Below are 23,720 nucleotides of genomic sequence, written 5' to 3'. Positions count from 1 at the left end.
TTTTCAGCCTTCTCCATGCTGTAACACCAGAACCATAACGTTCAGGCAGGTCTCTCCATCTGCAACCTGTAGCTAGGACAAAGAGAATACCATTGATGACCTTACGGTCATCAGCTCTCTTTCTACCAGTTATCGGTTGTGGTGGTAAAAACGGTTTAATAAATTTCCACTGTTCGTCTGAGAGTTCTTTAAACCCCATTCAAATCCCCATAATACTATTGATGAAAGGGGTATTTATATTTTTGAAACCAGCTCATTGAAAGCAGTTTTATCCAAATCATCTAATAATCAGCTAAACAAAAACAAAATTGGAGAATTAATATGAAAGTAACTGTTTTCAATGGTAGTCCCAGAGGAAGAAAAAGCAATACCCATCGAATAGTTGATCCTTTACTGGAAGGAGCCAGACAAGCAGGTGCTCAGACAGAAGAGATATTCCTGGCAGAGCATAATATTAATCACTGTTGTGGTTGTTTTAGTTGCTGGACTAAAACTCCCGGAAAATGCGTGATACATGACGATATGTCAGATTTCATAGATCTTTTTTTTGAATCGGATTATGTAGGAATGGCCACTCCTGTCTATGGCTTGTTCATGACCTCAATCCTAAAGAAATTCAATGAAAGACTTCTGCCTACTGCAACTCCGCATATTCATAAAAATGAAGATGGAAGCTGTTATCATGAGGAAAGAATGCACTACCCCCGTTTTTTTATGATCGCAAATGCAGGATTTCCCGGAGAACACAATTTTGACTTATTTAAGACATATATGGCGCTGCAGAATCCCATACTGGAAATCTATCGTAATTGCGGAGGAGTATTAGAGGATTGGCCTGAAGAGAGTGTCAAAAAAAGAATAAACAAATTTTATGATGCGTTGCGAGAGGCAGGCAGGGAAATGGTCACCAAAGGTCAGGTTTCAGAAACCATCATTAAAAGTATTCATGCTGAATTAATCAGTGATGAGGAGTTTATGGCAGGAGCTAACCAGTACTGGGATGAAGAAATCACGAAAGGAGGATTATAAGCAAACAGGAGCAATTTTCAGAGAAGTATATGGACAATCTGAGCAATTGTAGAAGTAAACATATAAACAGACTACAAAGGTTCTGTAGAATCATCGACATTCTAGCGAAAATTGAACTTAACAATAATTGTAAAGGTGCTATCCATCATTGATAGATTTGCCAGTTTCAGTCTATTTATTGTGATTTTATAGGTTTCCTACAGGCCGGTAATAGTAAACCAAAAAACGCAACGACAATAATGTTGATTAAAATTAAAAATATTTTTATCAAAGATCAATTAAAGGTTAATTTCAATAATTGGTGTAGAGTATTTTAAGTAATGATCAAAAGAGTTCTTTACTCCCATTCAAGTGATTCCGGATAGAACATTAACCGTCTTCCCTATTCTGGAAACCTGAGGCTGTTTTGATAGCATGTACATGAACACCGGCAGTCCTGATCTGGAGATCAGTTTCATGACATTCATCATTGCACCGTTTATTTTCTGGTGATGGCTAAGTCCGTACCTGTCGAAGATATCTACAAGTCTGTCTATCTTCCCGACTCCGCTGGTAAAGCCCATCTCTTCACGTATCTCTTTTTCCATACTGAACACCAGCTCTATCCAGGCGTTCATCTCCCTGGTCAGATGTTTCCATGAGGGGTCGTCCATGATCATATAGGAGCGGCCTTTACGTATGTTATTGTAATATTCATGGAAGTCTTCACCTTCGGCTATTGTGTAGGCCTTTCCGATACCACCTGTGTGACTATCTGTTGTAACGGCCATCCCCTTTCCATAATATTTTGCAAGTAGCATTGAGAATATGTTCTTCTGTTTGAGGTCTTGTATGTTATATTCAATTACGGGGAAATGTCTGGCAAGTTCAGGTATTATAGGGATATTTGGTTTATCACTCAGTTTGAACCAGAAAGGGTGGTTATACATGTAGGGAAGATCGTTGCTTTTGAGATAGTCAATCAGGCTGTAGATATTGGATTCTTTTTTCACCAATCTGTCGAACTCACTGTACTGCTGCTTGTCGAATCCAAAAACATTAACATGTATGGTATGACCTACATTCTCCAGATCCTTGATGGATACCTCGACACCGGTAACGAGGTTTTTCGTCTTCCATCCAAGCAGATCGTAGGCTTTTACGGTATCGTGGTCTGTAAACGTTATGTAATCCATACCTCTTGATTTGCCCTTTAAGAGAAGGTTCTCAGGATGCATTGACCTTGCAGGAGGTACATCATAGGAGCAACAGGTATGCACATGCAGGTCTGCCCTGTGCCATCCGTTTTCCAGAAGCTCGGCTGCTCTTTCAGAAGAGATTATCCTCTGCTTATTGATATCTTTTCTACGAAACAAGGTACTCACGATCCTTTTTACTATTGTATTTGAGATAAAACAATATCATATACAATTACTATATATTTATTTACGACAAAATATAATTGCCCCTGAACTATAGGGATACAAAAATAAATACTTATGGGCTCTGTAGAATTGTTGAGGTATGGAATTGTAAGTTTTACTGGGGATGTATATACCACAGGCAGGCCCCTGTGGGCTTATAAAGATCCTCTAAAATATAAATAGCGATGCTGAGAATTATTTCAATGCTTTTCGATGAGCAGAGACTATACAAAGTAAATTAATCGACTTTGATATCTTTTACCTGAAGCTGGGTCAGAGCAAGGCGGCTGTCGTGAACACGTTTCATAAAAAAGAACAGAGATTTTTTGTGAGGGACTGCGTAACGTTCATAACGCAAAATATGAAAGTTCCGAAGCAATTGCAGGAAGGGGTCGATAATGGGTAGCTGACCGGGTTCGCAGGTACTGTATGCCGCTTAATAATGCGGAACTGGCACAATTGGAAGAGCACATCGCTGAGCTTTACCCACGGTTGACCCCCCGCTAAGAAAAAGATCTCTACTTGTGGTCGGGTTCATGGGTGCCTGCTTCAGAAGAGCTACAAGACAGGCCTATACTGCTATCTCTGCCCGGTTCAACTGTGCCGAAAATTAGAGTCTTATGCAGATTATACAGTTCTCGCATACAGTAAGAACGTTTATAAAATAATGGTTCGGAGCAGGGCCCCGAATTTTGATATTTGACTATGGTTTACTTGGGAACCGGTGGTTTAACAGATGCACTTCAGTTTCATATCGAAATACATTGCCCATGGTCCCTTTTCACGGATAAGGTCGCCTTCACCCCAAGCAGTCTCACTTCCGGCGCCAGACTTCTTGACATCAGCGTGTGCAGCCAGATAAACGATTTCTTTATCTCCCTTCTCACAATCAGATACGATGTCTGATAATGGTATCTTATAAGTGTAGCTTGTCACTTCTGAGAGTTTGCCACTCTTATATGGGAACTGTCCAGGTGCATGCTTATTTGGCTCTTCGGTACCGACATAGAGATGGGTGTCATGCAATTTCCATCCATCTGTAGTCTTGTATGTCACATAGAGATAGTCCTCTACAACCTTAGCATTAACATAGCCTGCGTCTATATGCTGGCCGGCTACCAGTTTGACTTTCTCAGAGCCTGTCCATTTACAGGTCTCCACACAGTCTATACTTACTCCGTTTGAATTCTGCGATGTATCTTCTGCCGATGCAACTCCTGCCAGAGCTAAAGTGGTAATAGCCACTAGCAGCATAATTAAAATACTGTTTATTCTACTCATATGAACCCCCATACAAAATAGGAAAAATGCTATTTAAACCCATTTATTAGATACTTATCAAAACTTCTACATTTCGATCACATGAGACATTATAAATAATGAGCAAAAAAACACAACAATATGCAATAAAGTGCATCTGCCTCCGATGCCGGACAAAATTGCTGGGAGTCGGTCAACATCATCGAAGCAGGTGGCAACTATGGCTGAAACCTTAAAGAGGGAAGTCACGCCTTTGACCCAGAGAACCCGAACAATTCTCCTGAAGAGGTGCCCGAAGTCGGCCTTCAGGGTGAACCCTTGATCGACCTGATCATAGAGTATTCAAATGCGAAACAGCCCGATGGCCTCGGAGAGGTTGTTGTCGGCGGATACGTTTATCGCGGCAGTGATATTCCGGAATTCGAGGGGCGCTACGTTTTCGCCGAATGGAATCGGGCGGGTGCTGATGGTAATGGCATCATCTTTATAGCAACACCCCCCAGAAGAGAACATCACCGAACAAACGTGGGATTTTACGGAACTCGAGGTAGCCTCCAACCAGACGGTTGGTGCCTATATCCTTTCAATCGGGCAGGATGCGGACCGTGAACTCTACATCCTGACCACGGAGAACTCCGGGCCGACCGGAGAGACAGGGAGGGTCTATAGGCTCGTTTCACCTTCCGAAGAGTCCGAACCGACCCAAACACCTGGATTTAGACTGTTTGCAATTCTGACTGGCATTACTACCGCATATTTCATAGGAAAGCGTTGATTAGCAGAAGAGTTGCAGGAGAAATGTGGATTACCCTCAGCTAAAAACTGAGGGCCTTTATATTTAATTTTCTGACCAATGCCAATAAGTTCATAGATCCTTCCACCAATTCCAGTGCTCCCAGGCCTTTATTTTTCACCATATTTCCTTTTGAGGGCTGAGAACATTGTTTCAACCAGATTTATTTTATGATAAAGTCCTTCCCTGAATTTATCGGAAAGCTAGATGAGATCGACAAACTCTATGCCGATACCAGAACAATCGACGAAAAGACGTATCAATTTATCTGCTTTGCACTTTCTATCAAGGCCAGGTCCAAACCATGTGTTCTCAAGCACTTTAAGAGATCACTTTAAGGGAGCACTTGAAGCTGGTACCACTGTAAAGGAACTTTCTTTTATCCTTGCCCTGATAATGAGGGAGGCAGCAGGTATCGATAACTGCTGGACCCACGATGTGATCGGTGACTGGAAAGAGATTCTTGAAGACAATGTATGTTACTCCTGTGCCGGCGACGAAGATCCGGAATAATACATAGCTTTAAATGTATGACATAACACACTCCTTTTTATCTGGTGATCTTAGACAGAACTGCTGAAAAACAGGTTTATTTTGAGTTAGACGCAAACTTTTAAAAGTACTGGCATTAAATGAATCTATAATATCAAAAACACTCCCGGAAAAAAGAAAAATTCAGAGAGAGAGAACATAATATGCCATCAGAAGTAACAGTAAATTCAGCTATATGCGGTTTTAAGCATAAGATTACCGGAAAACTTGAAGGAAAGAATGTCATAACCGATATCAATACAGAATGCAAGAAAATCGCCACCATCGCACATATGGAGATTCCGAAGAAGCAAACGATGAACATAAAAGAGAATTATGTAATGGACCAGGCAAAAGATACCTGTTGTGCGACATGCATTGTTCCTGCCGGAGTGCTGCACGTTTGTAAAATGGAATTGGGTATGCTTTCAAAAACACTGGCAAAGCAATCAGAAAGGATTAGTATTGAATTCAATGATGAATAAAGAGAGGATTTAGATGACAACAACGATCAGTGTAAACTCAGCTATCTGTGGTTTCAACCACAAGATAACCGGAAAGCTTGATGGCAAGAACATTATTGTGGATATTGAAACACCATGTGAGAAGATAAAGAAGATGTCACATATGGTAATCCCAATGATGGAAACCATGGATATCAAAGACAATTTTGTGATGGACAGAGCAAAAGAAATACACTGCACTCCGGGATGTATTGTCCCATCTGGGGTTTTGCATGTATGCAGGCTGGAGACGGGAATGATCTCAAAGACCCTGGCAAAGCAGGTAGGAAAAATAAGTATTGACTTCGATGAAGTCTGAATCCTTTATGACAGACAACACAGCCTCCCCCATGTACATTGAGCCGGGGAGGACTGTCACTAACAGGTAGCCTGTGTATTGATCCCTGAAAAAAGTGACAGATACCAGCACTATTGCAAACACTATATAGAGTGGCAAACTGGTATCACGCATATTCTGGCAATATAAGGCCCGCTTTTACACTGCCTTTAGGCTGAAAGGAACTGTGATTTAACCATCATTACTGCATTTCGCCCATACTGTCAGATCCTGAAATGAACTTCTTATATATGAAGAAAGCACCAATTATAATAAGTAGCCACAAAGGCAACTTCATCAGTTTTCCTATTAACCATCCTTGCATTAAACCCATAAACATCCTTTAATCTCCCCCGAGTTTATATTGAACTTATTCCGGCATTAATGTTGCTCTTAATCTTAAATATAGTTTTTGACTACCACAGAATCGCTTAAGCCACTATCTGACCGGACTCACTGCATTTTGAGTGTCTTTGCGTTGATAGCGACGATTACTGTACTCAGGCTCATCAACAATGCTCCGGCAGCGGGGGATAGTAAAATGCCATAACTGAAAAGTACACCTGCTGCAAGAGGAATTGCAAATGCGTTATAGCCAGTGGCCCAGAGAAGGTTCTGGAACATCTTCGAATATGTGTTCCTGGAAAGCATGATAACATCAGCTACATTTCGCGGGTCGTTCTTTACCAGGACGACATCGGCACTTTCAACTGCTACATCCGTGCCCGCGCCAATAGCTATCCCAACATCTGCCTGAACCAGTGCAGGGGCATCGTTTACCCCGTCACCCACCATAGCTACCACATATTCCTGCTGTACATACTTTATTTTCTCAGCCTTCTGGTGTGGCAGGACCCCGGCGAAATATTCATCCAGTCCTAGTTCCTCTGATACCTGGCGCGCTACGAACTCATTATCTCCTGTGAGCATCATACACTTGATATCTGCAGACTTAAGGCTTGCAATCGCTTCCTTTGACTCTTTCCTTACTATATCCGCAAGCCCTAGAGCTCCCACAGGTCTATTGTCCTCAAGAAGGAACACAACAGTTCTGCCCTGCTCTTCTATCTTCATGACATCATCATTTGTGACATTGACCCCGATCTCACGAAGATGACCGGGACTAATAACTTTCAATCTTCTGCCCTCAACAAGACCCTCTATTCCTTTTCCCGGCATTGAACTGAATTCCTCCGGGCTTTTGATATCAAGGCCCATTTCCTTTGCAGTATTGATTATACCAATGGCAAGCGGGTGTGCAGAGTTAGATTCAAGTGAAGCTGCAAGACCCAGTACCTCATTTTTATCTGCATCTGCAAGCGGTACTATGTCGGTGACTCCGAATTTCCCCTGTGTCAGTGTCCCTGTCTTGTCGAACACTATGGCCTGGACATTGCGTGCCCTCTCAAAGGCCTGCCGGTCCCTGATTAGCAAACCGGAGTTGGCAGCCAGAGATGTGGAAACAGCAACCACAAGCGGGATTGCCAAGCCAAGGGCATGGGGGCAGGTTATAACCATAACCGTAACAGCCCTCTCCAGGGCAAAAACGAATTCACTTCCAAAATATAGCCAGGACCCGAGTGTCAGCACACCAACACTCAAAGCTATTATAGTGAGCACCAGGGCTGCTCTGTCTGCAAGGTCCTGCGTCCTGGATTTACTTTCCTGTGCACTGCTGACTAGTTCGATTACCTGATTCAGGTAGGTGTCCTTTCCTGTTTTCCGGACTTCTATCTGAACAGAACCTTCTCCGTTGATAGAACCACCGATAACCTCTTCACCTTCACTTTTTGGAACAGGGAGAGATTCACCAGTCAGCATAGCTTCATTGACACTTGTTTCCCCTTTGATAACAGTACCATCAACCGGCATTTTCTCACCGGGTTTCACCAGCACCCTGTCACCTGTTTTCAATTCATCCACACGGACATCAGTTACTTCTTCACCTTTAAGAAGATGAGCCTCAGAAGGCATTATCTTAACCAGCTCTTCCAGTGCCTTCGAGGCTCCCATGACCGAGCGCATCTCAAGCCAATGTCCCAGAAGCATGATATCAATCAGTGTGACAAGCTCCCAGAAGAACATCTTGCCGGCAAGCCCGAAAACCACTGCAGAACTATACAGGAATGCAACGCTTATGGCAACAGCTATCAGCGTCATCATCCCCGGTGACTTGTTCTTCATTTCATCGAGGAAACCTTTGAGAAAAGGATAACCTCCATAGAAATAGACTGCAGCAGAGAGTAAGAACAGGATGTAATTCGAGCCCGGAATCGGAATCTCCAGTCCGGACAAACTCTGTATGGCAGGGGACAGGAGCAGGACCGGGACTGTCAGGACCATTGAGATGATAAATCTTCTCTTGAAATCCGCCAGCATGTGAGTGTGGTGGTCCTCGTGGCCTTTATGATCCTCATGTTCCATATGTTCCATCGCTTTCTCTTGTTTTTCCGGATTTTCTTCACTCATGCCCATATCTTGGAGATACCCCTGCAAATCTTTGTCAACAATAATATAAATCACTGGCTGTATTCATTTATGTGATTTGCGGAAGACCTGGTCCGATAAATTGTAATCGAAACAAGACATAAATATCCATAAGTCCTTTTTAAAGTAAGGAGGAATGGTTGATGAAAGAGAAGAGGTTGGTTTTTTTACTCCTTGTAGTCGTATTATCCGTATTGGTGCCAGGCTGTATGGAAACAGAGAGCGGGGTGAACGACGTTGCTCAGATATCAGATGCAGACGATCAGTGGAAAGAAGGAGAGAAGCCGGATGTCATCGATGAGGATGCTGCTTACGGAGAGAAAGTACCTGTGAACACGGAAAACGGGATTGAACCTATAACTGTGATGTTTACAGAAAATGACAGTGGAGAAATTGTGAATGTCATCAGGGGAGACACAATCATAGTCATGTTGAAAGAGAATCCCACGACAGGCTATACATGGAACCTTACTGCAAGTCCTGGTCTTTCAATGGTAGATGAATTCTATGAAGAGGAAATAGAGGGTAATCAACTGGTGGGAGCCGGGGGAACTCATAAATGGGTCTTTGAGATCATAGAGAATGAAGAACAGAACATTTCAGCGACCTACAAGCGCTCGTGGGAAGTAACAACAGGAAACGAGACTCAATTTGAGTTAACTGTAAATGTGATACCCGAAGAAAAACTGATAAAAGCAAATGGTACTGTAAACTACATAGAACTTGAAGGTGGTTTCTACGGAATCACCGATAAAAACGGTATTCGCTACGACCCTGTGAACCTTGATGACAAGTTCAGAGTGGATGGCCTTGATATCAACTTCACTGCATACCCCAGGGATGAGCTTATGAGCATACACATGTGGGGTCAGCTTGTAGAGATAAGGACAGCCAGGGTTATCGAATGAAATACTCAACGATTCAACTATCTATACGTATTTAAGCGGAGGGATAACAAATGGAGACTAAAAAGCAGAAAAAGGACGGAAAGCAGGAAGACCTGGAAATTCCTTCCCTGGAAAATGAGATAAAGAACTGGTGTGAGGCACCCACGGAAATAGATGATTCAAAAAGCGCCGATGACCTGGAGATCGATGCATGGTGTCAGGATTCAACTGTAAATGATAAAGATAACGACAAAAGTAAAAAGGATAAAAATTGATAGAAGTATCAGCTTTTTTGAAACACGGGCAGCAATGATCGGAAGTGAATTGTGTTCTCTTCATAGGAGAAACAAAGCGGGAAGACCTTAACACCTGCGTCGATGGCCTTGCTGAATGTTAATGCAAAATCAGGGTCAATTACCTTATTCGCAGAGAAGGATTCGGCTTCCTGCCTGAACACAAGTATCAGCACCACAGCTTCATGCCCTTCATTTCTTGCTTTGATCAGCTCTTCAAGGTGCCTTCTCCCGCGGATGGTAGGTGCATCAGGAAATAATGCTACACTGCCCCGGGCAAGTGTGCAGCCTTTTACTTCTACCCAGATACTCTTTTCTTTTTCCATAAGGAGAAAATCAAGTCTGCTGTCACCAAATTTCTTTTCAGGAATAACAGTGTCAATGCCATTCAGAAAAGGGATGATCTTATTTTGTATCACCCACTCGGATATCTTTCGATGCCAGGATGAGTTCACAAGTACCCATTCACCCATGATATCTCCTGCAATCAGATCCCACTTGGTCTTTCTCTTTCCTTCAGCTGCCCTTTTAAGCAGCACGCGGTTTCCAGGATAAAGTATATCTTCAAGCCTGCCCGGGTCATGCACATGTACCATTTCAGATTCCATAGTTACCGGTTTTGTGATATTCACAATGCAAAGGAATCTGTTCGGCCTGTCGACCACAATGCCCTCTGCATCGGTATTGATCATTATGACCTCCCGGCCGGAAAATGACCGGTTTCGTTCGTTAAAGATGTGACTGCACATCCCTGGCCACCTCTTCTGCAATAGTATCGGCAATGTGTCTCTCATAGTACCTGCCTGAGAACAAACCCTGTGTGGTGTCACGCAACTCAATTAAGCCATGCATAAGCAACTGGTATCTATGCGAACCATCGGATGTGAATATTACCGGGACAGTATCGTCGGTGCTCCTGAACTTTTCAAAATACTCGGAACTTCCGGTGGATGAATAGACAAACATCAAATCAATCTCCGATTGAGCGTGAACCGGGGTATAGAATAGGTCTCCGTCGGTTACTGACACGAACAAAGCCTGATCAGGATACTCTGCCTGCAGGTCAGAGGATACCAGCACATCATATCCTCCTGATTCAAGCTCTGCGCTTACCTTTCTGCTTAACATTTCATCATGTATCCGGTTCCTTTCGACAAAGAGATAAATACTTTCAGGCACAGAATCTGTCCTGTTACCTGCAGAGTAAGCGCCGATATTAGAATTGGCTGTATTCTCACTTGAGGCTACTCCAAAATCCGTAAAAGTGAAAATAATTGCACCAAAAAGTACCAACACAGTCATAACAGACAGCAGTATTTTCCTGTCAATACGAAAAAGTTTCATTGTCATCCTCCTTAGAAAGGATAAAATCATATTCATAATCTAAATAACTTTGTTTGTATAAGGGCGCATGTGTTTAAGTATATAGCAAACAAAAGTATGAACTGAAAAGAGGAATCTGCATATGGGATTATTCCTGATGGAACAAGAACTGGAAGAATATACTAAGATAAGCAAGAAGATAGAAAAAGTTCTCATCCAGCAACTTGACAAGATATGGAGAATAAGGGATGGAGTACCTTTCAATGGGAAGATATTATATTTTTATATTGAAGATGACAACGTTGTTGTACATACCAAAGACCCTGTTGACAAACTTGACCATGTAAATGTGATCAAGATTGAAAATCTGCTGAATGATAACAGGATAGAAAGATATAAAGAAGAGCTTGAAGAACAGGAAGACCAGTCGTAAGCGATTCATAAAAAAATTAAAATGGTAAGAGATCATATAATTTAATACAGCACTCTTAGAGCTCTCAGAGCTGCATTTTTAATGAATCCGCTTACATCTACATCTGCGTCACCCTGATCGATAGCATTCATAGATGTCCTCAGGGGTGTATCTGAATCAATTATCGTTCTTGCTGTTTCTTCATCGGTCTCTATGACCATTGTGGGTTCAACTTCTCCTGCTGAAGAAACCTCATCGAACGAGGTGATCATACCATTATTTGTTACCGCCTCTATCATCAGATTGCTGCCATCCTCCATGTCGATATCAATTAGAATGACCTCATTTCCGGCAACAGTTATGACCAACTGAGGAACATCGGAAATTCCGTCGTTGTATCGGACAACACTTTGGTTCAGCTCTTCATAAAGATTGTTGTTTGTTTCATTTGTTTCGTTCGTAGTGTTTCCATTGACTGCCAGAGCCGGGGCTGATAACAACAGGATTCCTGTAATCAACAAACCTAATGCTAATGCCCCCTTGTTGTCGATTATCATAGTATCGGTTAAAGTTATGTATGTATGATATAAGACCATATCCTTATAGCCATTTCCAGTGAACCTGCCCTGAGAACGCAGCAGAAAAGTTCCGGGTCAACAGCAATAACTAAATATTCGAATTTCCAACTTGATACAGGTGATATGATGGATTGTCTGTTCTGTAAGATAATTTCCGGCGAGATTCCTTCACATAAAATATACGAAGATGAGTTTGTGTATGCTTTTCTGGATATTTACCCCTGTTCAGAAGGCCATACCATAATTCTTCCGAAAGAGCATATTCCACGTTATACTAACATGGAAGAAACAGATTCCGCATCTCTTTTTAAAGCCGTGAACAAGGTTGCGAAGGTCGTGGAAAGAACACTGAATGTCCCGGGTTTGAACATAGGGATCAATAACGGGGAAGTGGCCGGCCAAAGCGTGCCTCATGTACATGTCCATATCATCCCGCGAAGGGAAAACGATAATGGAGGATCAATGCATACAATTGTTGAAACTCACCCCAATACAGATAATATCGGTGAGCTTGCAGAAGTGATCAGAAAGGCATTCTGAATTAAAATAAGGAGGTAAAAACTATGGAAAATGAAGATAAGGTCCTCGAAGCACTAAAAAGTGCAGGAAAACCACTCCGGCCAGGTGATATTGCAAAGATGACCGGTGTGGAAAGCAAAGAAGTTAGCAAGATAATAAAATATCTGAAAGATGCAGGTACCGTCTGCTCTCCTAAAAGATGCTACTATGCGCCTGCTGACTAGGCAGGGCATTTTTTTATGAATTTTAACTGGGCCGGAAAGGTCACTGATCATAATATTACCTACTGATCACTGTAATGTCAACAGTCCTTGTTCTTGGCCCGTCTAGCTCAGCTAGAAAGATACTCTGCCACGTACCAAGCACAAGTTTACTGTTATCGACATGTAAGGTCTCACTGCTGCCAAGCAGGACGGATCTCAGATGGGCATGTGCATTCTCATCTATCCTGTCATGTGCATAACCGGCATTTTCAGGAACAAGCCTGTCGAGCAATGCGAGAATATCCGCACGGAGCCCTTTCTCATTCTCATTTACTATTATAGCGGTTGTCGTGTGCCTGGTACTGACAGCACATATACCCTGCTGCACGCCACTCTTTTTTACATGGTCATGAACATGATCGGTTATATTTATCAGCTCTATCCGCTTTACGGTCTTGATCTTCATGAATACTCTTATAGAGATAATAAGTAAAAGGCATAAAAAATGCACTGTAAAAATGAATGTATCAAAGTTTCTGGAAAAAGAAAGAAGGAATCCGGAATACGGATAACTTCAATCCTCAGTATTCTGCACTATCTGTTGAACACAGGTTCTCAGATGAATCGTATTCATATCCATCAAGTGAAACATCGGTTACAGTAAAAATGAACTCACCTTCTGGATTCTTCAGGTGATCGGAACTGATGACAACCATGCCGTTAGCGTCTGTAACTCCCGAAACGGTCTTTGATACAAGTCCGCTCCAATCTCCTGTTACAGTTGCTCCTTCAACATTGTTTCCATTAATGTCAACAATCCTCATCTCTGCTTCACCCCACACGAAATAGTTCTTCCTGCCCCTTACGATGAGGTCCGTAGTAACTTCAAGACTGCTTACGTACATTACCATGGAAGGCTCAGAAAACTCAGGTGTTTCAGGAGAGGTTGTGGAATCGTCTTCTTCAGGATCTGCCAAAGGTTCTTCAGGAGCATTCTCTTCCGGATCCGCAAGACTAAGACCATCCACTGCTGCAAAAGCGTTCACGAGTCCATAACCATAATAATCATCCTTTCCCGTAGTACCTAGGTCTGTAGCGGTGGAATGAAGTCTTGAGCGGATCTCTGCAGGATCCCATTTCCCATCGCTGTCGGTATCATAGACCGTACCTGCTACATCGGTACACAGCAACAGGGATACTGCACCTGTAACATGTGGTGCTGCCATACTCGTACCGCTCTTTGAACCATATGAGCCACCAAGGAGTGTGGATTTTATACTGACACCCGGAGCTGCAAGTTCTATCTCAGGACCATAGCATGACCATGAAGCCTTATTGTCATAATAATCAGTTGCTGAAACCGCGATCACGGAGTCATACGCTGCCGGGTAGATTACCTCACTATTATAATTGCCTGCAGCAGCTACGATAACAATTCCGTTAGCATAGGCATGATCACATGCGTTTTTCAACGTTGATGAATAACCAGTACCACCAAGGCTCATTGTGATGACATCTACGTCATTGTCAACAGCCCAGTTGATAGCGGCAATTATATCACTGTAAGAGCAATAGCCAGTCTCATCGACTGCTTTCAGGGCATAGAGCCCTGCACCCGGAGCAGCTCCAACTACACCGAAACCATTATCTGCAGCTGCAATTGTCCCTGCAACATGGGTGCCATGGCCATTGTCGTCCATCGGATCTGCATCATTGTTCACAAAGTCGTAACCACCCAGGTAGTTAGCAGCGAGATCGGCATGGTTGTAGTCAATACCTGAATCCACTACTCCAATAGTGGTACCGCTGCCATTGAAACCAATCGTCTGTGCACTATCTGCGTTAATCCTGCTTATGCCCCAGGGAATCTCGTCTTCAAGAATCTGACCCTGGAGATCCGGCTCAATAATACCTATGTTCGGATTTTTTGACAGGGCTTCAATTGCCTTCTGAGGAAGCTCTGCAGCTATTGAGGGGATAATTGTATACTCATACTTCACATTCCCTCCGTGAGCTTTAACGAGATCTGCATCTGTCGTTCCTTTAAATGTGATAAGGACCGGCACCTTTTCGTTTTCATTTGTTTTTGCACTTGCCGTCATAGACGACAGAGAAAGCAAAATTGCTAGAACGATCAATATCGTTATTGTCTTTCTGGTCATTGAATCACTCGTTTTAATTCAGAATTTAAAATAATAGTGTAGTTGGATAATGACCAGATATAAGTAATTTATGAAACCTGATTGTAAATAATATAATTTTCTAAAAGTAGGAACAGTATAAAGCGAACCTGTTGTCAAAAGTGAATGTGGGATGAAGGATAATTAGAGGTTATCCTTCATGTTATCAGTACCTGGAAACACTTGTTTAAACTTTATCCAGGTTATCGAAATCCAATGTGGCAAAGTAATCTTCCAGTGTTTCAGCTCTTCTTATCTCCATGAAACTCTTATCTTCATTAAGCAATATTTCTGCTGAGCGGAGCTTTCCATTATAGTTGAACCCCATTGCATGACCATGGGCACCGGTGTCATGGATCACAAGAATGTCACCTCTTTCGACTTTTGGAAGTAGCCGGTCAATGGCGAACTTATCATTATTCTCACAGAGAGAGCCGGTAACATCATAAAGATGAGTAGGTTCTTCGTTTTCTTTACCAAGCACCGTTATATGGTGGTAGGCTCCATATATGCCTGGTCTCATCAGATTGGCCATGCTTGCATCCGTGCCCACATAATCCTTGTAGATATGCTTGAGATGCCTCACAGTAGTAACAAGATAGCCATATGGCCCTGTTATAACTCTGCCACATTCCAGATATACCTTAAGTGGGTACAGACTATTAGCCGTGATATTTTCATCATATGCTTCCCTGACACCCTCTGCTATCTTTTCATAGGATACTGGTTCTTGATCCGGCCTGTATGGGATTCCGATGCCGCCTCCAAGGTTCACGAACTCGAACTCAATACCAAGTTCCTTTGAAAGGTCAGCTGCCAGCTCGAAGAGTATCCTGGCGGTCTCAACAAAATAGTCGGGTTCAAGTTCATTAGATGCAACCATTGTATGGAGTCCGAACTTTTTAACACCTTTTTCCTTCATCAGTTTGTAACCTTCGAATAACTGCTCCCTTGTAAAACCATACTTTGCCTCCTCAGGATTGCCAATTAGGGTGTTGCCCTTTTTCAGGGATCCGGGATTATATCGGCAGCAGACAATTTCAGGCAGGCCTGCAGTCTTTTCAAGATATTCGATATGACTGATATCATCCAGGTTTATGATAGCACCAAGTTCTTTTGCCTTGATGAATTCCTCGGCCGGTGTGTCATTAGAACTGAACATTATATCCTTACCGACAATGCCTGTCTTTTCTGCAAGCACTAACTCTGCCATGGAGCTGCAGTCTGCTCCGAAGCCCTCTTTTTTGAGTATCTTCATGATGTAAGGATTCGGCAGAGCTTTTACCGCAAAATATTCCCTGAAACCATTAACTATGCTAAAGGCTTCCTTCAGTTTCCTTGAATTTTCCAGGATGTTCTTCCTGTCATATATGTGAAATGGAGTTGGGTGCTTGGCTATTATCTCTTTGATCTTTTCTTCCGTAAATGGTAGTTCTTTTGATACCATGATATTTCCTCGTTCTACAATAAATTCAGGATATAGTTCTTTAGAGGTTATTACAAAGATAAATAATTGTTCGGCTTCTCCTTGAAGTAACTTCGTTTTGCAGACGCATAATATTATATATGACTTGTTCGTATAGCATAGAACGAAATTCGGCTATAACCATAGTCATATAAATGAAGAAAACGCAAATATCAATGGAGATGAAACAATGGACGATAAAAGACGTCATGAAAATGACGATGAGTCCAATGAGAAAAAGATTGAAACGATTGACCAGCTGATTGAACACATACTGGACATGTTCAACGATACCATCAACGAAAGTAATAAGTCCGTGGTTCATGGTTTCACTATAATCAATCAACCTGGGAAGAATCCGACTATCTTTGGTTTTGAGGGGAGGAAGTCTGTGAAACAGCATGATGAAGAGGAGAAAGAAGGTAACTTCTACATCCTGAAACAAGATCCTTTCATTGAAGTTCAGCAAACTGGTGACAAAGTACATTTGATCGCGGACCTGGGGGCAGATGAAGACTGTATCGAGTACTTTGCTTCTGACATACAAGTGGAGATCAATATGATCGTTGATGGAGTAGGTCAATCAAAGATCGTGAGGTTGCCAACGAAAGTAGACCCGGCAACAGCGGAGTCCACATGCAGGAATGGCGTACTAGAGATCACCTTTGAGTATCCGGAATAAATATAACGTGATGGTTCATACCTATTTTAAACAGAGAACCATCCAATTTTAAATGACTTTCCGGAAAAACCTATTTAATTTTAATAAAACCTGTTTTAAAGGAATGTCTTCGTTTATTCTTCACCTGATTCACTTAGGTTAGAAAATAAGTTTTATATAGGTCTAAAAATAAATTGATATGTAAATCAGAAATCTGACCTATATTAAAAAAGGATGTGGACAGATGAGGAACTGAACAGCCTTCCCAATGTAGGCAAAAACTCAGAGAACAACCAGATGATCAGAGACCCTCGCATCAATAAACTGTACTCACTGGAAGAAACTATTCAGAAATCATTGGCATCGCCTCCCGGATGAAGATAAAAAAGCCTAAAAGTTATTTTGTATCATTGAAATTAGATTCAAGATATTCAAAGAAAACTTCCAGGTCATCATACCTCAAATTTGCATATTGATCAAGGGGAGTTGGCCTGTTGTTCACTATCACAAGCCTGCCCCTGTTCCTGATAGAATATAGGGGAAGAGATGCAGCCGGGTGAACCATCAATGAAGAACCTGTGACTACGAAAAGGTCCGCGCGGGAACTTTCATCTACTGCTTTCATGATAGCTTCCCGGTCGAGCATTTCCCCGAAAAAGGTTATATTTGGTTTTATAAGACCACTGCATTCATCACATTCTGGAACCCGGTCAGCCCTGACAATACTTGCAGTTTGCTCATAGGAAAACGTCTTTCCGCAGGACAGGCAGGTATTCTCTTTAGGAGAACCATGTATCTCAATAACATTCTTCGAGCCGGCTTTTTGGTGAAGAAGATCGATATTCTGTGTAATCACCGACTTTACAAAGCCCATCCTTTCGAGTCTTGCAAGTACGTAATGAATTATATTCGGTTCTTTTTCATCGACATTATAGATGAGATCCTTTGAATGGGAATAGAAGTAGCCTGGATCGGCGTGGAAATAATCTATATCGAATATCCTGTCAGCGTCAAACTTCCTGTAAATACCATTATTTCCCCTGAAATCAGGTATTCCTGAAAGTGTGGAAATACCGGCACCGCTAAGAAAGACACAGTGCCTTGATTCTGCAAGAAGTTTGATGAATCTGTCCATCGTTCATAGTTGAGAGACAAAGTTTATAGATTTTTCTTGATAGGATGTCTCCCTTTGATTCAAAAACCATTCTTGATAAATTCATTTACTCGAACCAGTTGATAGAATAAAGTCATTGTCGTCAGGAGAATAATTGACAGCCATGATCTTTATTGCACCTAGGATCAGTAGCAATATTGACAGGCTTATAATAAACTCATACTCGATATTCAGGGCATAGATTCCGGCCGCTATCTCATGCATTGTCAAGAGGATAGTAGCTCTGTAAGTATGTGAGTCTGATCCTCTCATGTTCACGTAGTCGATGAATGTATCAGACAAAAAGAATTACAAAAAATTATGATCATGACCAATCACTGAATATCGAGGATTTTTAAGGAACATCCACATCAATCTTCAACGATTGATCCTGGTTTGCGTTGCATACCGCAAAATATAAGCGGAACAAGCCACCTGATATCCAATGAACACAAAGATTATTAAAAAATATCCTCCGTTATTGGTGTTGAAACATATTTATAATGTTCAAACAGCTCTCTTCCCCACTCAAGTGCATCAGAACTGGAACAGAGCATATGGTTTATGTCTATTTCACCATCGTTGGTCAACAGGCGCAGCAGCAGGCGATAGTCATTAAATGCGATAACCTGGAAGCCCATTTCTTCAGGGTAGGCATATAGATCAAGAGAACCATTTCTTATAAGTCCAACAAATATCTCGTGGTACTGGGTCCGCATTATGTCAAGCACGTATTCAGAGACAATTATATGCAGCTTTACATCCTCCTGAACCATTTCAGGGAAAATATACGGGTAATTTGGATGGAAGAATGAAGTAACTACAAAAAAGGATTCAGACATGAAGGTCGTTTTGACGGTCTCCTGATTAAGCTGATAAGATTCCGGAAGAGGAAGATTCACTTCCTTACATTTTCTAAGCTTGCTTATTTTTTTAACCAAGTGAGGCGGAATGAAATCAAGGTTATGAGTTCCCAGGTAATCGACTTTGTTATCAAAAACTTCTATTATGTCCAGTAAAGGAATCATTTCATTAGTTACTAATTCCCCGATCTCTGTCAATTCATAAGAATTGCCCAGCTGATCAATCAGGTAATAATCTTCCAGAATTCTTATCTGAGGAAGTAAAGCTGTTCTTGTTGTATTCAGAGATTTAAGGAGAGTATCCATTTCACATGGGCCCTCTTTCAACAGCAAAAGCGTATTTTTCCTTTTCTCAGACGCAAATATAATATCAAGCAACGTTTTTTTCACCGATGGCACATCCTATTCAACAACTTGTTAATATCAATCACCACAATAAGATTTTTAATAGTAATATTTATACGAGGCTGTTATTCCTGAGAAGTCTTATTACAATTTTGAAGTCTGGCTGAGATTATGACTGCATTAGATTATCGTTAGTTAACAAAATATTTAATCATTTCTTAAATCAAAATACATTCAGGCTTATACAAAAAATATTTATTCGATGTTGTATGCATAGGGTCGCTCGCCCCACTTATCGAATATCCATTGTGGCTCTTAATGCATAATCAGTAATTCTCAAAATATGGCTCTGTAGAAAACCTATTTTCTACTCCATTTTACGCATAATAGCTTAAAAAGGATAAAAACCCAAAGTGTTAACTTGCTAACGAAAAACACAAAGGGGATGATTAGTGTTTTGTTCCAGATCAAATATCTGGAACTCCCATTAAATCTTCGATTTGATGGCAGTCTAATAAGTACTTAAAGTTTGTTGATGCAGCGCTAGCTGCATCAGGAAACTCACATTTGGAGATATACAGTTGTAAGTATTCCAAAAGAAAATATACACAACATCAGCTATTGACATTGGTTTTATTGAAAGAGTATCTGAAGACCGATTACAGGAGTGTTGTTGAACTTGTTCAATTGATGGATCCAGTTAAGTCAAGAATTGGATTAAAGCAAGTTCCACATTATACTACACTTCATAAGTTCGTTAGAAGAATTAAATCTGTTTACTTCAATGGATTATTAAAGCAAACACTTGATCTGTTCTACTCACATGGAGAAAGAATAGAAGTTACTGCTATTGATTCAAGTGGATTTACCAGTGGTTATTGTAGTTACTACTATTCACTCAGGACAAAGAAGAAACGCAGATCATTCATGAAAGTAAGTATTTCTGTTGATACTAATAAGTTAATAGTTACTGGTTTTAAGATATCAGGTAAACCAAATCATGATGCAAAACATGCAAAAACGTTGTTAAAGCAATGTCATAAAACTCGAAGATCAAACTACTATGTCATGGATAAAGGATACGATTCAGAAGCTATACATTCACTAACAAGAGAACAATTACAAGCAATAGCCATTATTCCTTTAAGGCAGAGGAAGAGAAAAAGGATAAAAGGATATTATCGTAGAAAAATGATAAAAGAGTTTGATGAGGAACTCTACCATAACAGAAACCTGGTTGAAACTATGTTTTCAGTCCTCAAAAGGAAATATGGTGAGGAAATAAAGGCCAGGAAGCACTGGAATCAGGTAAAAGAGATTAAAATAAAGCTAATAGTAAACAACCTTGACAGGTCTGCCAAGGTTGTTTGTTTGATCCAAATGAGGATTTCTACAGAGCCGACAGAGCAAAGTTATATATCTGAATAGAATTTACTCGGTCCTCATCTGAAAATAAATAAACAAATACATGCAACAGGTTTGTTAAAGCTCCTGCCAGCCGTAAATCTCTTCCGGCTGGCCTGCTTGCTTAAAATGCAAACTGATCGGATTTTAATCGTATCCTGAGCAAAATACGTTTAAATATTAATTCACTTTAACGATATGTAATTATTATGGGTGACAATAATGAAAGGCAGTCTTGGTCATGACCCCTTCGGGGCTAAACAGATTTTTGAAATGGATGGTAAAAAGGTAACTATTTACCGGTTAAAGAAACTTGAAGAGCTTGGCCTTGTCAAGTTATCAGCCCTGCCGTATTCCATCAGGGTCTTACTGGAAGACCTGTTAAGGAATATAGATGGTAAACTTGTCACTGAGGATGATGTAAAGAACCTGGCTGGCTGGAGTCCGGATTCTGTTCCTTCATCTGATATTCCGTTTATACCTTCAAGGGTTATACTTCAGGACTTTACGGGCGTTCCTGCAGTTGTCGATATCGCTGCGATCAGGTCAGCAATGCAGAGACTGGGAGGCGATCCTGCAAAGATCAATCCGGTGATACCCGCCGATCTTGTCATTGACCATTCGGTACAGGTCGATTATTATGGCACATCCTATGCACGTAACTGCAACGAAAAGTATGAGTTCCACAGGAATCAGGAACGTTATGAGGTTCTCCACTGGGCTCAGAAGGCCTTTGATAACATGAGAGTGGTCCCGCCGGCAAGCGGTATCATTCACCAGGTAAACCTCGAATACCTGGCACCCCTTGTACATCTTGTAGAAAAGGACTCAGAGCTGCTTGCTTATCCCGATACCCTCGTTGGGACGGATTCCCACACCACCATGATAAACGGTCTCGGTGTGCTGGGCTGGGGAGTAGGTGGTATCGAAGCTGAAGCGGTTATGCTTGGACAGCCTTATTACATGCCGGTACCGGAAGTTGTCGGATTCAGACTGACAGGGGAATTGAGGGAAGGCGTAAGCTCAACCGACCTTGTACTGACTGTTGTCCAGATGCTCAGGGAGCATGGTGTTGTGAGCAAGTTCGTGGAGTTCTTCGGTCCCGGCTACAAGACGTTGAATCTGGCTGATAGGGCAGTGCTTGCGAACATGGCACCGGAGTACGGTGCTACCATGGGATTCTGTCCGGTGGATGAGATCACTCTTGATTATATGGCGATGACCGGCCGAAAACAGGAGCACATTGATCTTGTCCGTGAGTACTGCAAGCAACAGGGCCTGTTCATGGAAGAGGGTGCTCCAGAGCCTCAGTTCAGTTCAACACTGGAGCTCGATATGAGTACTGTAGATGCATGTCTTGCAGGACCGAAGAGACCCCAGGACCGCATTCCGATCCAGGATATGTCCAGGGTATTCCATCAGACAATGAAGGAAGTCTTCGAGGCAAAGAGCCGTAGAGTACTGAATGGCACGGATTCGGACTACAGCAGGTGGCTTGAGGAAGGCGGTTACAACGTTGCTGAAGCGACGCATCCTCACATTTTCGGGATCGTCAAGGCCAAATGTGCCGATGATATAGTAAAAGTGACCCATGGGTCAGTGGTGATAGCATCTATTACATCCTGTACTAATACTTCCAGTCCTACCCTCATGATGGGTGCAGGACTGCTTGCAAAGAATGCGGTTGAAAGAGGCCTTAAGGTCAAACCTTTCGTCAAGACGAGCCTTGCACCGGGTTCCCGTGTAATCACAGATTACCTTGAGGAAGCGGATCTCATGCCCTATCTTGAAGCACTTGGCTTCCATCTGGTGGGTTATGGCTGTATGACATGTATCGGTAACAGTGGCCCCCTCAATGAAGTTGTTTCCAGGGAGATAGAGAACAAGGACCTGACAGTGGCTGCCGTACTCAGCGGTAACAGGAACTTCGAAGGCAGGATTAATTCTCTTGTAAAGGCGAACTATCTGGCATCTCCCATGCTTGTGGTAGCCTACGCCCTTGCAGGCACAGTTGACATTGATCTGAAAACAGAGCCAATAGCCTGTGATCCAAATGGGCAGCCTGTATACCTTAATGATATATGGCCCGGAAAAGAAGATATCGAGAGGTATACGCAGGAGTTCGTCAGGCCTGAAATGTTTGAAAAAGAGTATTCTAATGTATTTGAAGGGACAGAACTCTGGCGAGAGCTTGATGCTCCCTCGGGGCTTCTCTATGACTGGGATGCTGATTCAACCTACATACAGGAGCCGCCATTCTTCAAAGATTTCCCCATGGGAACAGAAGACATGAAAAACATAGAAAATGCATATGTGCTTGCCCTTGTTGGCGACAGTATCACTACCGATCATATCTCACCTGCAGGTTCCATACGCACGGACTATCCTGCCGGCCAGTACCTGATCTCAAAGGGTGTTGATGAGAAGAGCTTCAATTCATATGGCTCCAGGCGTGGCAATCATGAGGTTATGATGAGGGGAACATTCGGGAATGTCCGTCTGAAAAACAAACTAGTCCCCGGGAAAGAAGGTTCATGGACAGTCTACGTGCCTACCGGAGAAGAGATGCACATCTATCCTGCGGCAATGAAATATGTTGAGAACAACATTCCTCTGATCATTCTTGCTGGAAAGGAATATGGTACGGGTAGTTCCCGTGACTGGGCTGCAAAAGGGACCCAGCTCCTCGGTGTAAAAGCGGTCATTGCTGAGTCATTTGAAAGGATCCATCGTAGCAACCTGGTAGGAATGGGTGTACTGCCACTTAAGTTCCCGGACGGTGAGAATGTGCAGAGTCTTGATCTCACAGGTAGGGAGACATTCGATATCAGAGGAATTGAATCTCTGCAACCCAATGGTGAACTTTCTGTAGTTGCTGCGGATTCTGAAGGGAAGACAAAGCAGTTCAATGTCATTATATGTTTGAACTCAGATATTGAGATCGAATATTACAGGAACGGCGGCATCCTCCATAAGTTCCTCAGAGACAAGATCAAAGGGGAGTGATTTCCCCTTTCTCCTTGTTTATATCGCAATAATATTCTGTCCACTGTTCTACTCTAATCTCAAATGTTGTTTGCTTTCTTATATA

General features: G+C 42.1%; 26 protein-coding genes. 13 read left to right on the top strand and 13 right to left on the bottom strand.

The features are described 5' to 3' along the window. Positions 1 to 199: transposase (locus CUN85_RS07565; RefSeq protein WP_135389584.1), on the bottom strand; the 199-nt coding region annotated here is incomplete at its 3' end. A gap of 122 nt (positions 200 to 321) precedes the next feature. Between CUN85_RS07565 and CUN85_RS07560 the strand changes: the two genes are divergently transcribed. After that, entirely contained in the window at positions 322 to 1,029 is a 708-nt protein-coding gene (locus CUN85_RS07560; RefSeq protein WP_135389713.1) for a flavodoxin family protein, read from the top strand. Between the two features lie 347 nt (positions 1,030 to 1,376). Here CUN85_RS07560 and CUN85_RS07555 read toward each other — a convergent pair whose 3' ends face one another. Together CUN85_RS07555 and CUN85_RS07550 are read right to left on the bottom strand one after the other, a co-directional pair. Continuing rightward, a complete protein-coding gene (locus CUN85_RS07555; RefSeq protein ID WP_235856244.1) occupies positions 1,377 to 2,393 on the bottom strand; it encodes a PHP domain-containing protein in 1,017 nt (338 codons plus the stop codon). A 768-nt stretch (positions 2,394 to 3,161) separates the two neighbouring features. After that, positions 3,162 to 3,713: a hypothetical protein gene (locus CUN85_RS07550; protein WP_135389712.1), complete on the bottom strand. Its 552-nt coding sequence runs from the start codon at positions 3,711 to 3,713 to the stop codon at positions 3,162 to 3,164. A 979-nt stretch (positions 3,714 to 4,692) separates the two neighbouring features. Between CUN85_RS07550 and CUN85_RS07545 the strand changes: the two genes are divergently transcribed. From CUN85_RS07545 to CUN85_RS07535, 3 genes are all read left to right on the top strand, one after another. Then, on the top strand, positions 4,693 to 4,998 hold the full coding sequence (locus CUN85_RS07545) for a hypothetical protein (protein ID WP_235856243.1): 306 nt from the start codon (positions 4,693 to 4,695) through the stop codon (positions 4,996 to 4,998). A 182-nt stretch (positions 4,999 to 5,180) separates the two neighbouring features. Beyond that, positions 5,181 to 5,501 carry a DUF6951 family protein gene (locus CUN85_RS07540; RefSeq protein ID WP_135389711.1) on the top strand — a complete coding sequence of 107 codons (321 nt, stop codon included), beginning with the start codon at positions 5,181 to 5,183 and terminating at the stop codon, positions 5,499 to 5,501. Between the two features lie 13 nt (positions 5,502 to 5,514). Continuing rightward, positions 5,515 to 5,838 carry a DUF6951 family protein gene (locus CUN85_RS07535; RefSeq protein WP_135389710.1) on the top strand — a complete coding sequence of 108 codons (324 nt, stop codon included), beginning with the start codon at positions 5,515 to 5,517 and terminating at the stop codon, positions 5,836 to 5,838. Between the two features lie 471 nt (positions 5,839 to 6,309). Here the strand turns inward: CUN85_RS07535 and CUN85_RS07530 are convergent, their stop codons facing one another. Beyond that, positions 6,310 to 8,325 carry a copper-translocating P-type ATPase gene (locus CUN85_RS07530; RefSeq protein ID WP_135389709.1) on the bottom strand — a complete coding sequence of 672 codons (2,016 nt, stop codon included), beginning with the start codon at positions 8,323 to 8,325 and terminating at the stop codon, positions 6,310 to 6,312. A gap of 161 nt (positions 8,326 to 8,486) precedes the next feature. On the opposite strand from CUN85_RS07530, the gene CUN85_RS07525 reads away from it, so the two are divergent. Both CUN85_RS07525 and CUN85_RS07520 read left to right on the top strand, forming a co-directional pair. Next, the gene (locus CUN85_RS07525; RefSeq protein ID WP_135389708.1) at positions 8,487 to 9,251 is read left to right on the top strand and encodes a protease inhibitor I42 family protein; all 765 of its coding nucleotides are present in this window, start codon (positions 8,487 to 8,489) and stop codon (positions 9,249 to 9,251) included. Positions 9,252 to 9,301: 50 nt separating this feature from the next. Beyond that, the gene (locus CUN85_RS07520) at positions 9,302 to 9,505 is read left to right on the top strand and encodes a hypothetical protein (protein WP_135389707.1); all 204 of its coding nucleotides are present in this window, start codon (positions 9,302 to 9,304) and stop codon (positions 9,503 to 9,505) included. Between the two features lie 8 nt (positions 9,506 to 9,513). Here the strand turns inward: CUN85_RS07520 and sfsA are convergent, their stop codons facing one another. Beyond that, on the bottom strand, positions 9,514 to 10,215 hold the full coding sequence (gene sfsA / locus CUN85_RS07515; RefSeq protein WP_235856242.1) for a DNA/RNA nuclease SfsA: 702 nt from the start codon (positions 10,213 to 10,215) through the stop codon (positions 9,514 to 9,516). 37 nt (positions 10,216 to 10,252) lie between these two features. Further along, entirely contained in the window at positions 10,253 to 10,867 is a 615-nt protein-coding gene (locus CUN85_RS07510; RefSeq protein ID WP_135389705.1) for a hypothetical protein, read from the bottom strand. Between the two features lie 121 nt (positions 10,868 to 10,988). On the opposite strand from CUN85_RS07510, the gene CUN85_RS07505 reads away from it, so the two are divergent. Then, positions 10,989 to 11,279, top strand: coding sequence for a hypothetical protein (locus tag CUN85_RS07505; protein ID WP_135389704.1), 291 nt, complete (start codon positions 10,989 to 10,991; stop codon positions 11,277 to 11,279). A gap of 41 nt (positions 11,280 to 11,320) precedes the next feature. Here CUN85_RS07505 and CUN85_RS07500 read toward each other — a convergent pair whose 3' ends face one another. After that, the gene (locus tag CUN85_RS07500) at positions 11,321 to 11,815 is read right to left on the bottom strand and encodes a hypothetical protein (RefSeq protein WP_135389703.1); all 495 of its coding nucleotides are present in this window, start codon (positions 11,813 to 11,815) and stop codon (positions 11,321 to 11,323) included. A gap of 144 nt (positions 11,816 to 11,959) precedes the next feature. On the opposite strand from CUN85_RS07500, the gene CUN85_RS07495 reads away from it, so the two are divergent. Continuing rightward, on the top strand, positions 11,960 to 12,376 hold the full coding sequence (locus CUN85_RS07495; RefSeq protein WP_328591250.1) for an HIT family protein: 417 nt from the start codon (positions 11,960 to 11,962) through the stop codon (positions 12,374 to 12,376). 23 nt (positions 12,377 to 12,399) lie between these two features. Next, positions 12,400 to 12,579 (top strand): MarR family transcriptional regulator, encoded by a 180-nt coding sequence (locus tag CUN85_RS07490; protein ID WP_135389702.1) that lies wholly within the window; start codon positions 12,400 to 12,402, stop codon positions 12,577 to 12,579. A gap of 55 nt (positions 12,580 to 12,634) precedes the next feature. On the opposite strand, the gene CUN85_RS07485 is transcribed toward CUN85_RS07490, so the two are convergent. The 3 genes from CUN85_RS07485 to lysA form a co-directional block, all read right to left on the bottom strand. Continuing rightward, positions 12,635 to 13,024: a secondary thiamine-phosphate synthase enzyme YjbQ gene (locus tag CUN85_RS07485; RefSeq protein WP_135389701.1), complete on the bottom strand. Its 390-nt coding sequence runs from the start codon at positions 13,022 to 13,024 to the stop codon at positions 12,635 to 12,637. 115 nt (positions 13,025 to 13,139) lie between these two features. After that, positions 13,140 to 14,720 (bottom strand): S8 family serine peptidase, encoded by a 1,581-nt coding sequence (locus CUN85_RS07480; RefSeq protein WP_135389700.1) that lies wholly within the window; start codon positions 14,718 to 14,720, stop codon positions 13,140 to 13,142. Positions 14,721 to 14,925: 205 nt separating this feature from the next. Next, entirely contained in the window at positions 14,926 to 16,185 is a 1,260-nt protein-coding gene (gene lysA / locus CUN85_RS07475) for a diaminopimelate decarboxylase (protein WP_135389699.1), read from the bottom strand. A gap of 208 nt (positions 16,186 to 16,393) precedes the next feature. Here lysA and CUN85_RS07470 point away from each other — a divergent pair, with 208 nt between their 5' ends. Both CUN85_RS07470 and CUN85_RS12990 read left to right on the top strand, forming a co-directional pair. After that, positions 16,394 to 16,885 (top strand): Hsp20/alpha crystallin family protein, encoded by a 492-nt coding sequence (locus CUN85_RS07470; protein ID WP_135389698.1) that lies wholly within the window; start codon positions 16,394 to 16,396, stop codon positions 16,883 to 16,885. A 213-nt stretch (positions 16,886 to 17,098) separates the two neighbouring features. After that, a complete protein-coding gene (locus CUN85_RS12990) occupies positions 17,099 to 17,242 on the top strand; it encodes a hypothetical protein (RefSeq protein WP_167848825.1) in 144 nt (47 codons plus the stop codon). Between the two features lie 19 nt (positions 17,243 to 17,261). Here CUN85_RS12990 and CUN85_RS07465 read toward each other — a convergent pair whose 3' ends face one another. The 3 genes from CUN85_RS07465 to CUN85_RS07455 all read right to left on the bottom strand — a co-directional run bounded on the left by CUN85_RS07465 (position 17,262) and on the right by CUN85_RS07455 (position 19,258). Further along, positions 17,262 to 17,999, bottom strand: a complete 738-nt coding sequence (locus CUN85_RS07465; protein WP_135389697.1) for an NAD-dependent protein deacylase — start codon at positions 17,997 to 17,999, stop codon at positions 17,262 to 17,264. An 81-nt stretch (positions 18,000 to 18,080) separates the two neighbouring features. Next, entirely contained in the window at positions 18,081 to 18,320 is a 240-nt protein-coding gene (locus tag CUN85_RS07460) for a hypothetical protein (protein WP_135389696.1), read from the bottom strand. 158 nt (positions 18,321 to 18,478) lie between these two features. Continuing rightward, complete coding sequence (locus tag CUN85_RS07455) at positions 18,479 to 19,258, bottom strand: helix-turn-helix transcriptional regulator (protein WP_235856241.1); 780 nt, start codon at positions 19,256 to 19,258, stop codon at positions 18,479 to 18,481. Positions 19,259 to 19,792: 534 nt separating this feature from the next. Here CUN85_RS07455 and CUN85_RS07450 point away from each other — a divergent pair. Continuing rightward, positions 19,793 to 20,653 carry an IS5 family transposase gene (locus CUN85_RS07450; protein ID WP_135389694.1) on the top strand — a complete coding sequence of 287 codons (861 nt, stop codon included), beginning with the start codon at positions 19,793 to 19,795 and terminating at the stop codon, positions 20,651 to 20,653. A gap of 198 nt (positions 20,654 to 20,851) precedes the next feature. Continuing rightward, entirely contained in the window at positions 20,852 to 23,635 is a 2,784-nt protein-coding gene (acnA, locus tag CUN85_RS07445) for an aconitate hydratase AcnA (RefSeq protein WP_135389693.1), read from the top strand. The last annotated feature ends 85 nt before the right edge of the window (positions 23,636 to 23,720 follow it).

Source organism: Methanolobus halotolerans, from assembly GCF_004745425.1.
GTDB classification, from domain to species: domain Archaea; phylum Halobacteriota; class Methanosarcinia; order Methanosarcinales; family Methanosarcinaceae; genus Methanolobus; species Methanolobus halotolerans.
This window is presented reverse-complemented; position numbering and strand designations above follow the sequence as displayed.

Excerpts from the sequence above, each read along its gene's own strand:
- CUN85_RS07560 (WP_135389713.1), top strand. The coding sequence starts at position 322 with ATGAAAGTAACTGTTTTCAATGGTAGTCCCAGAGGAAGAAAAAGCAAT.
- CUN85_RS07550 (WP_135389712.1), bottom strand. The coding sequence starts at position 3,713 with ATGAGTAGAATAAACAGTATTTTAATTATGCTGCTAGTGGCTATTACC.
- CUN85_RS07545 (WP_235856243.1), top strand. The coding sequence starts at position 4,693 with ATGAGATCGACAAACTCTATGCCGATACCAGAACAATCGACGAAAAGA.
- CUN85_RS07540 (WP_135389711.1), top strand. The coding sequence starts at position 5,181 with ATGCCATCAGAAGTAACAGTAAATTCAGCTATATGCGGTTTTAAGCAT.
- CUN85_RS07535 (WP_135389710.1), top strand. The coding sequence starts at position 5,515 with ATGACAACAACGATCAGTGTAAACTCAGCTATCTGTGGTTTCAACCAC.
- CUN85_RS07530 (WP_135389709.1), bottom strand. The coding sequence starts at position 8,325 with ATGAGTGAAGAAAATCCGGAAAAACAAGAGAAAGCGATGGAACATATG.
- CUN85_RS07525 (WP_135389708.1), top strand. The coding sequence starts at position 8,487 with ATGAAAGAGAAGAGGTTGGTTTTTTTACTCCTTGTAGTCGTATTATCC.
- CUN85_RS07520 (WP_135389707.1), top strand. The coding sequence starts at position 9,302 with ATGGAGACTAAAAAGCAGAAAAAGGACGGAAAGCAGGAAGACCTGGAA.
- sfsA (WP_235856242.1), bottom strand. The coding sequence starts at position 10,215 with ATGATCAATACCGATGCAGAGGGCATTGTGGTCGACAGGCCGAACAGA.
- CUN85_RS07510 (WP_135389705.1), bottom strand. The coding sequence starts at position 10,867 with ATGAAACTTTTTCGTATTGACAGGAAAATACTGCTGTCTGTTATGACT.
- CUN85_RS07505 (WP_135389704.1), top strand. The coding sequence starts at position 10,989 with ATGGGATTATTCCTGATGGAACAAGAACTGGAAGAATATACTAAGATA.
- CUN85_RS07500 (WP_135389703.1), bottom strand. The coding sequence starts at position 11,815 with ATGATAATCGACAACAAGGGGGCATTAGCATTAGGTTTGTTGATTACA.
- CUN85_RS07495 (WP_328591250.1), top strand. The coding sequence starts at position 11,960 with ATGATGGATTGTCTGTTCTGTAAGATAATTTCCGGCGAGATTCCTTCA.
- CUN85_RS07490 (WP_135389702.1), top strand. The coding sequence starts at position 12,400 with ATGGAAAATGAAGATAAGGTCCTCGAAGCACTAAAAAGTGCAGGAAAA.
- CUN85_RS07485 (WP_135389701.1), bottom strand. The coding sequence starts at position 13,024 with ATGAAGATCAAGACCGTAAAGCGGATAGAGCTGATAAATATAACCGAT.
- CUN85_RS07480 (WP_135389700.1), bottom strand. The coding sequence starts at position 14,720 with ATGACCAGAAAGACAATAACGATATTGATCGTTCTAGCAATTTTGCTT.
- lysA (WP_135389699.1), bottom strand. The coding sequence starts at position 16,185 with ATGGTATCAAAAGAACTACCATTTACGGAAGAAAAGATCAAAGAGATA.
- CUN85_RS07470 (WP_135389698.1), top strand. The coding sequence starts at position 16,394 with ATGGACGATAAAAGACGTCATGAAAATGACGATGAGTCCAATGAGAAA.
- CUN85_RS12990 (WP_167848825.1), top strand. The coding sequence starts at position 17,099 with ATGTGGACAGATGAGGAACTGAACAGCCTTCCCAATGTAGGCAAAAAC.
- CUN85_RS07465 (WP_135389697.1), bottom strand. The coding sequence starts at position 17,999 with ATGGACAGATTCATCAAACTTCTTGCAGAATCAAGGCACTGTGTCTTT.
- acnA (WP_135389693.1), top strand. The coding sequence starts at position 20,852 with ATGAAAGGCAGTCTTGGTCATGACCCCTTCGGGGCTAAACAGATTTTT.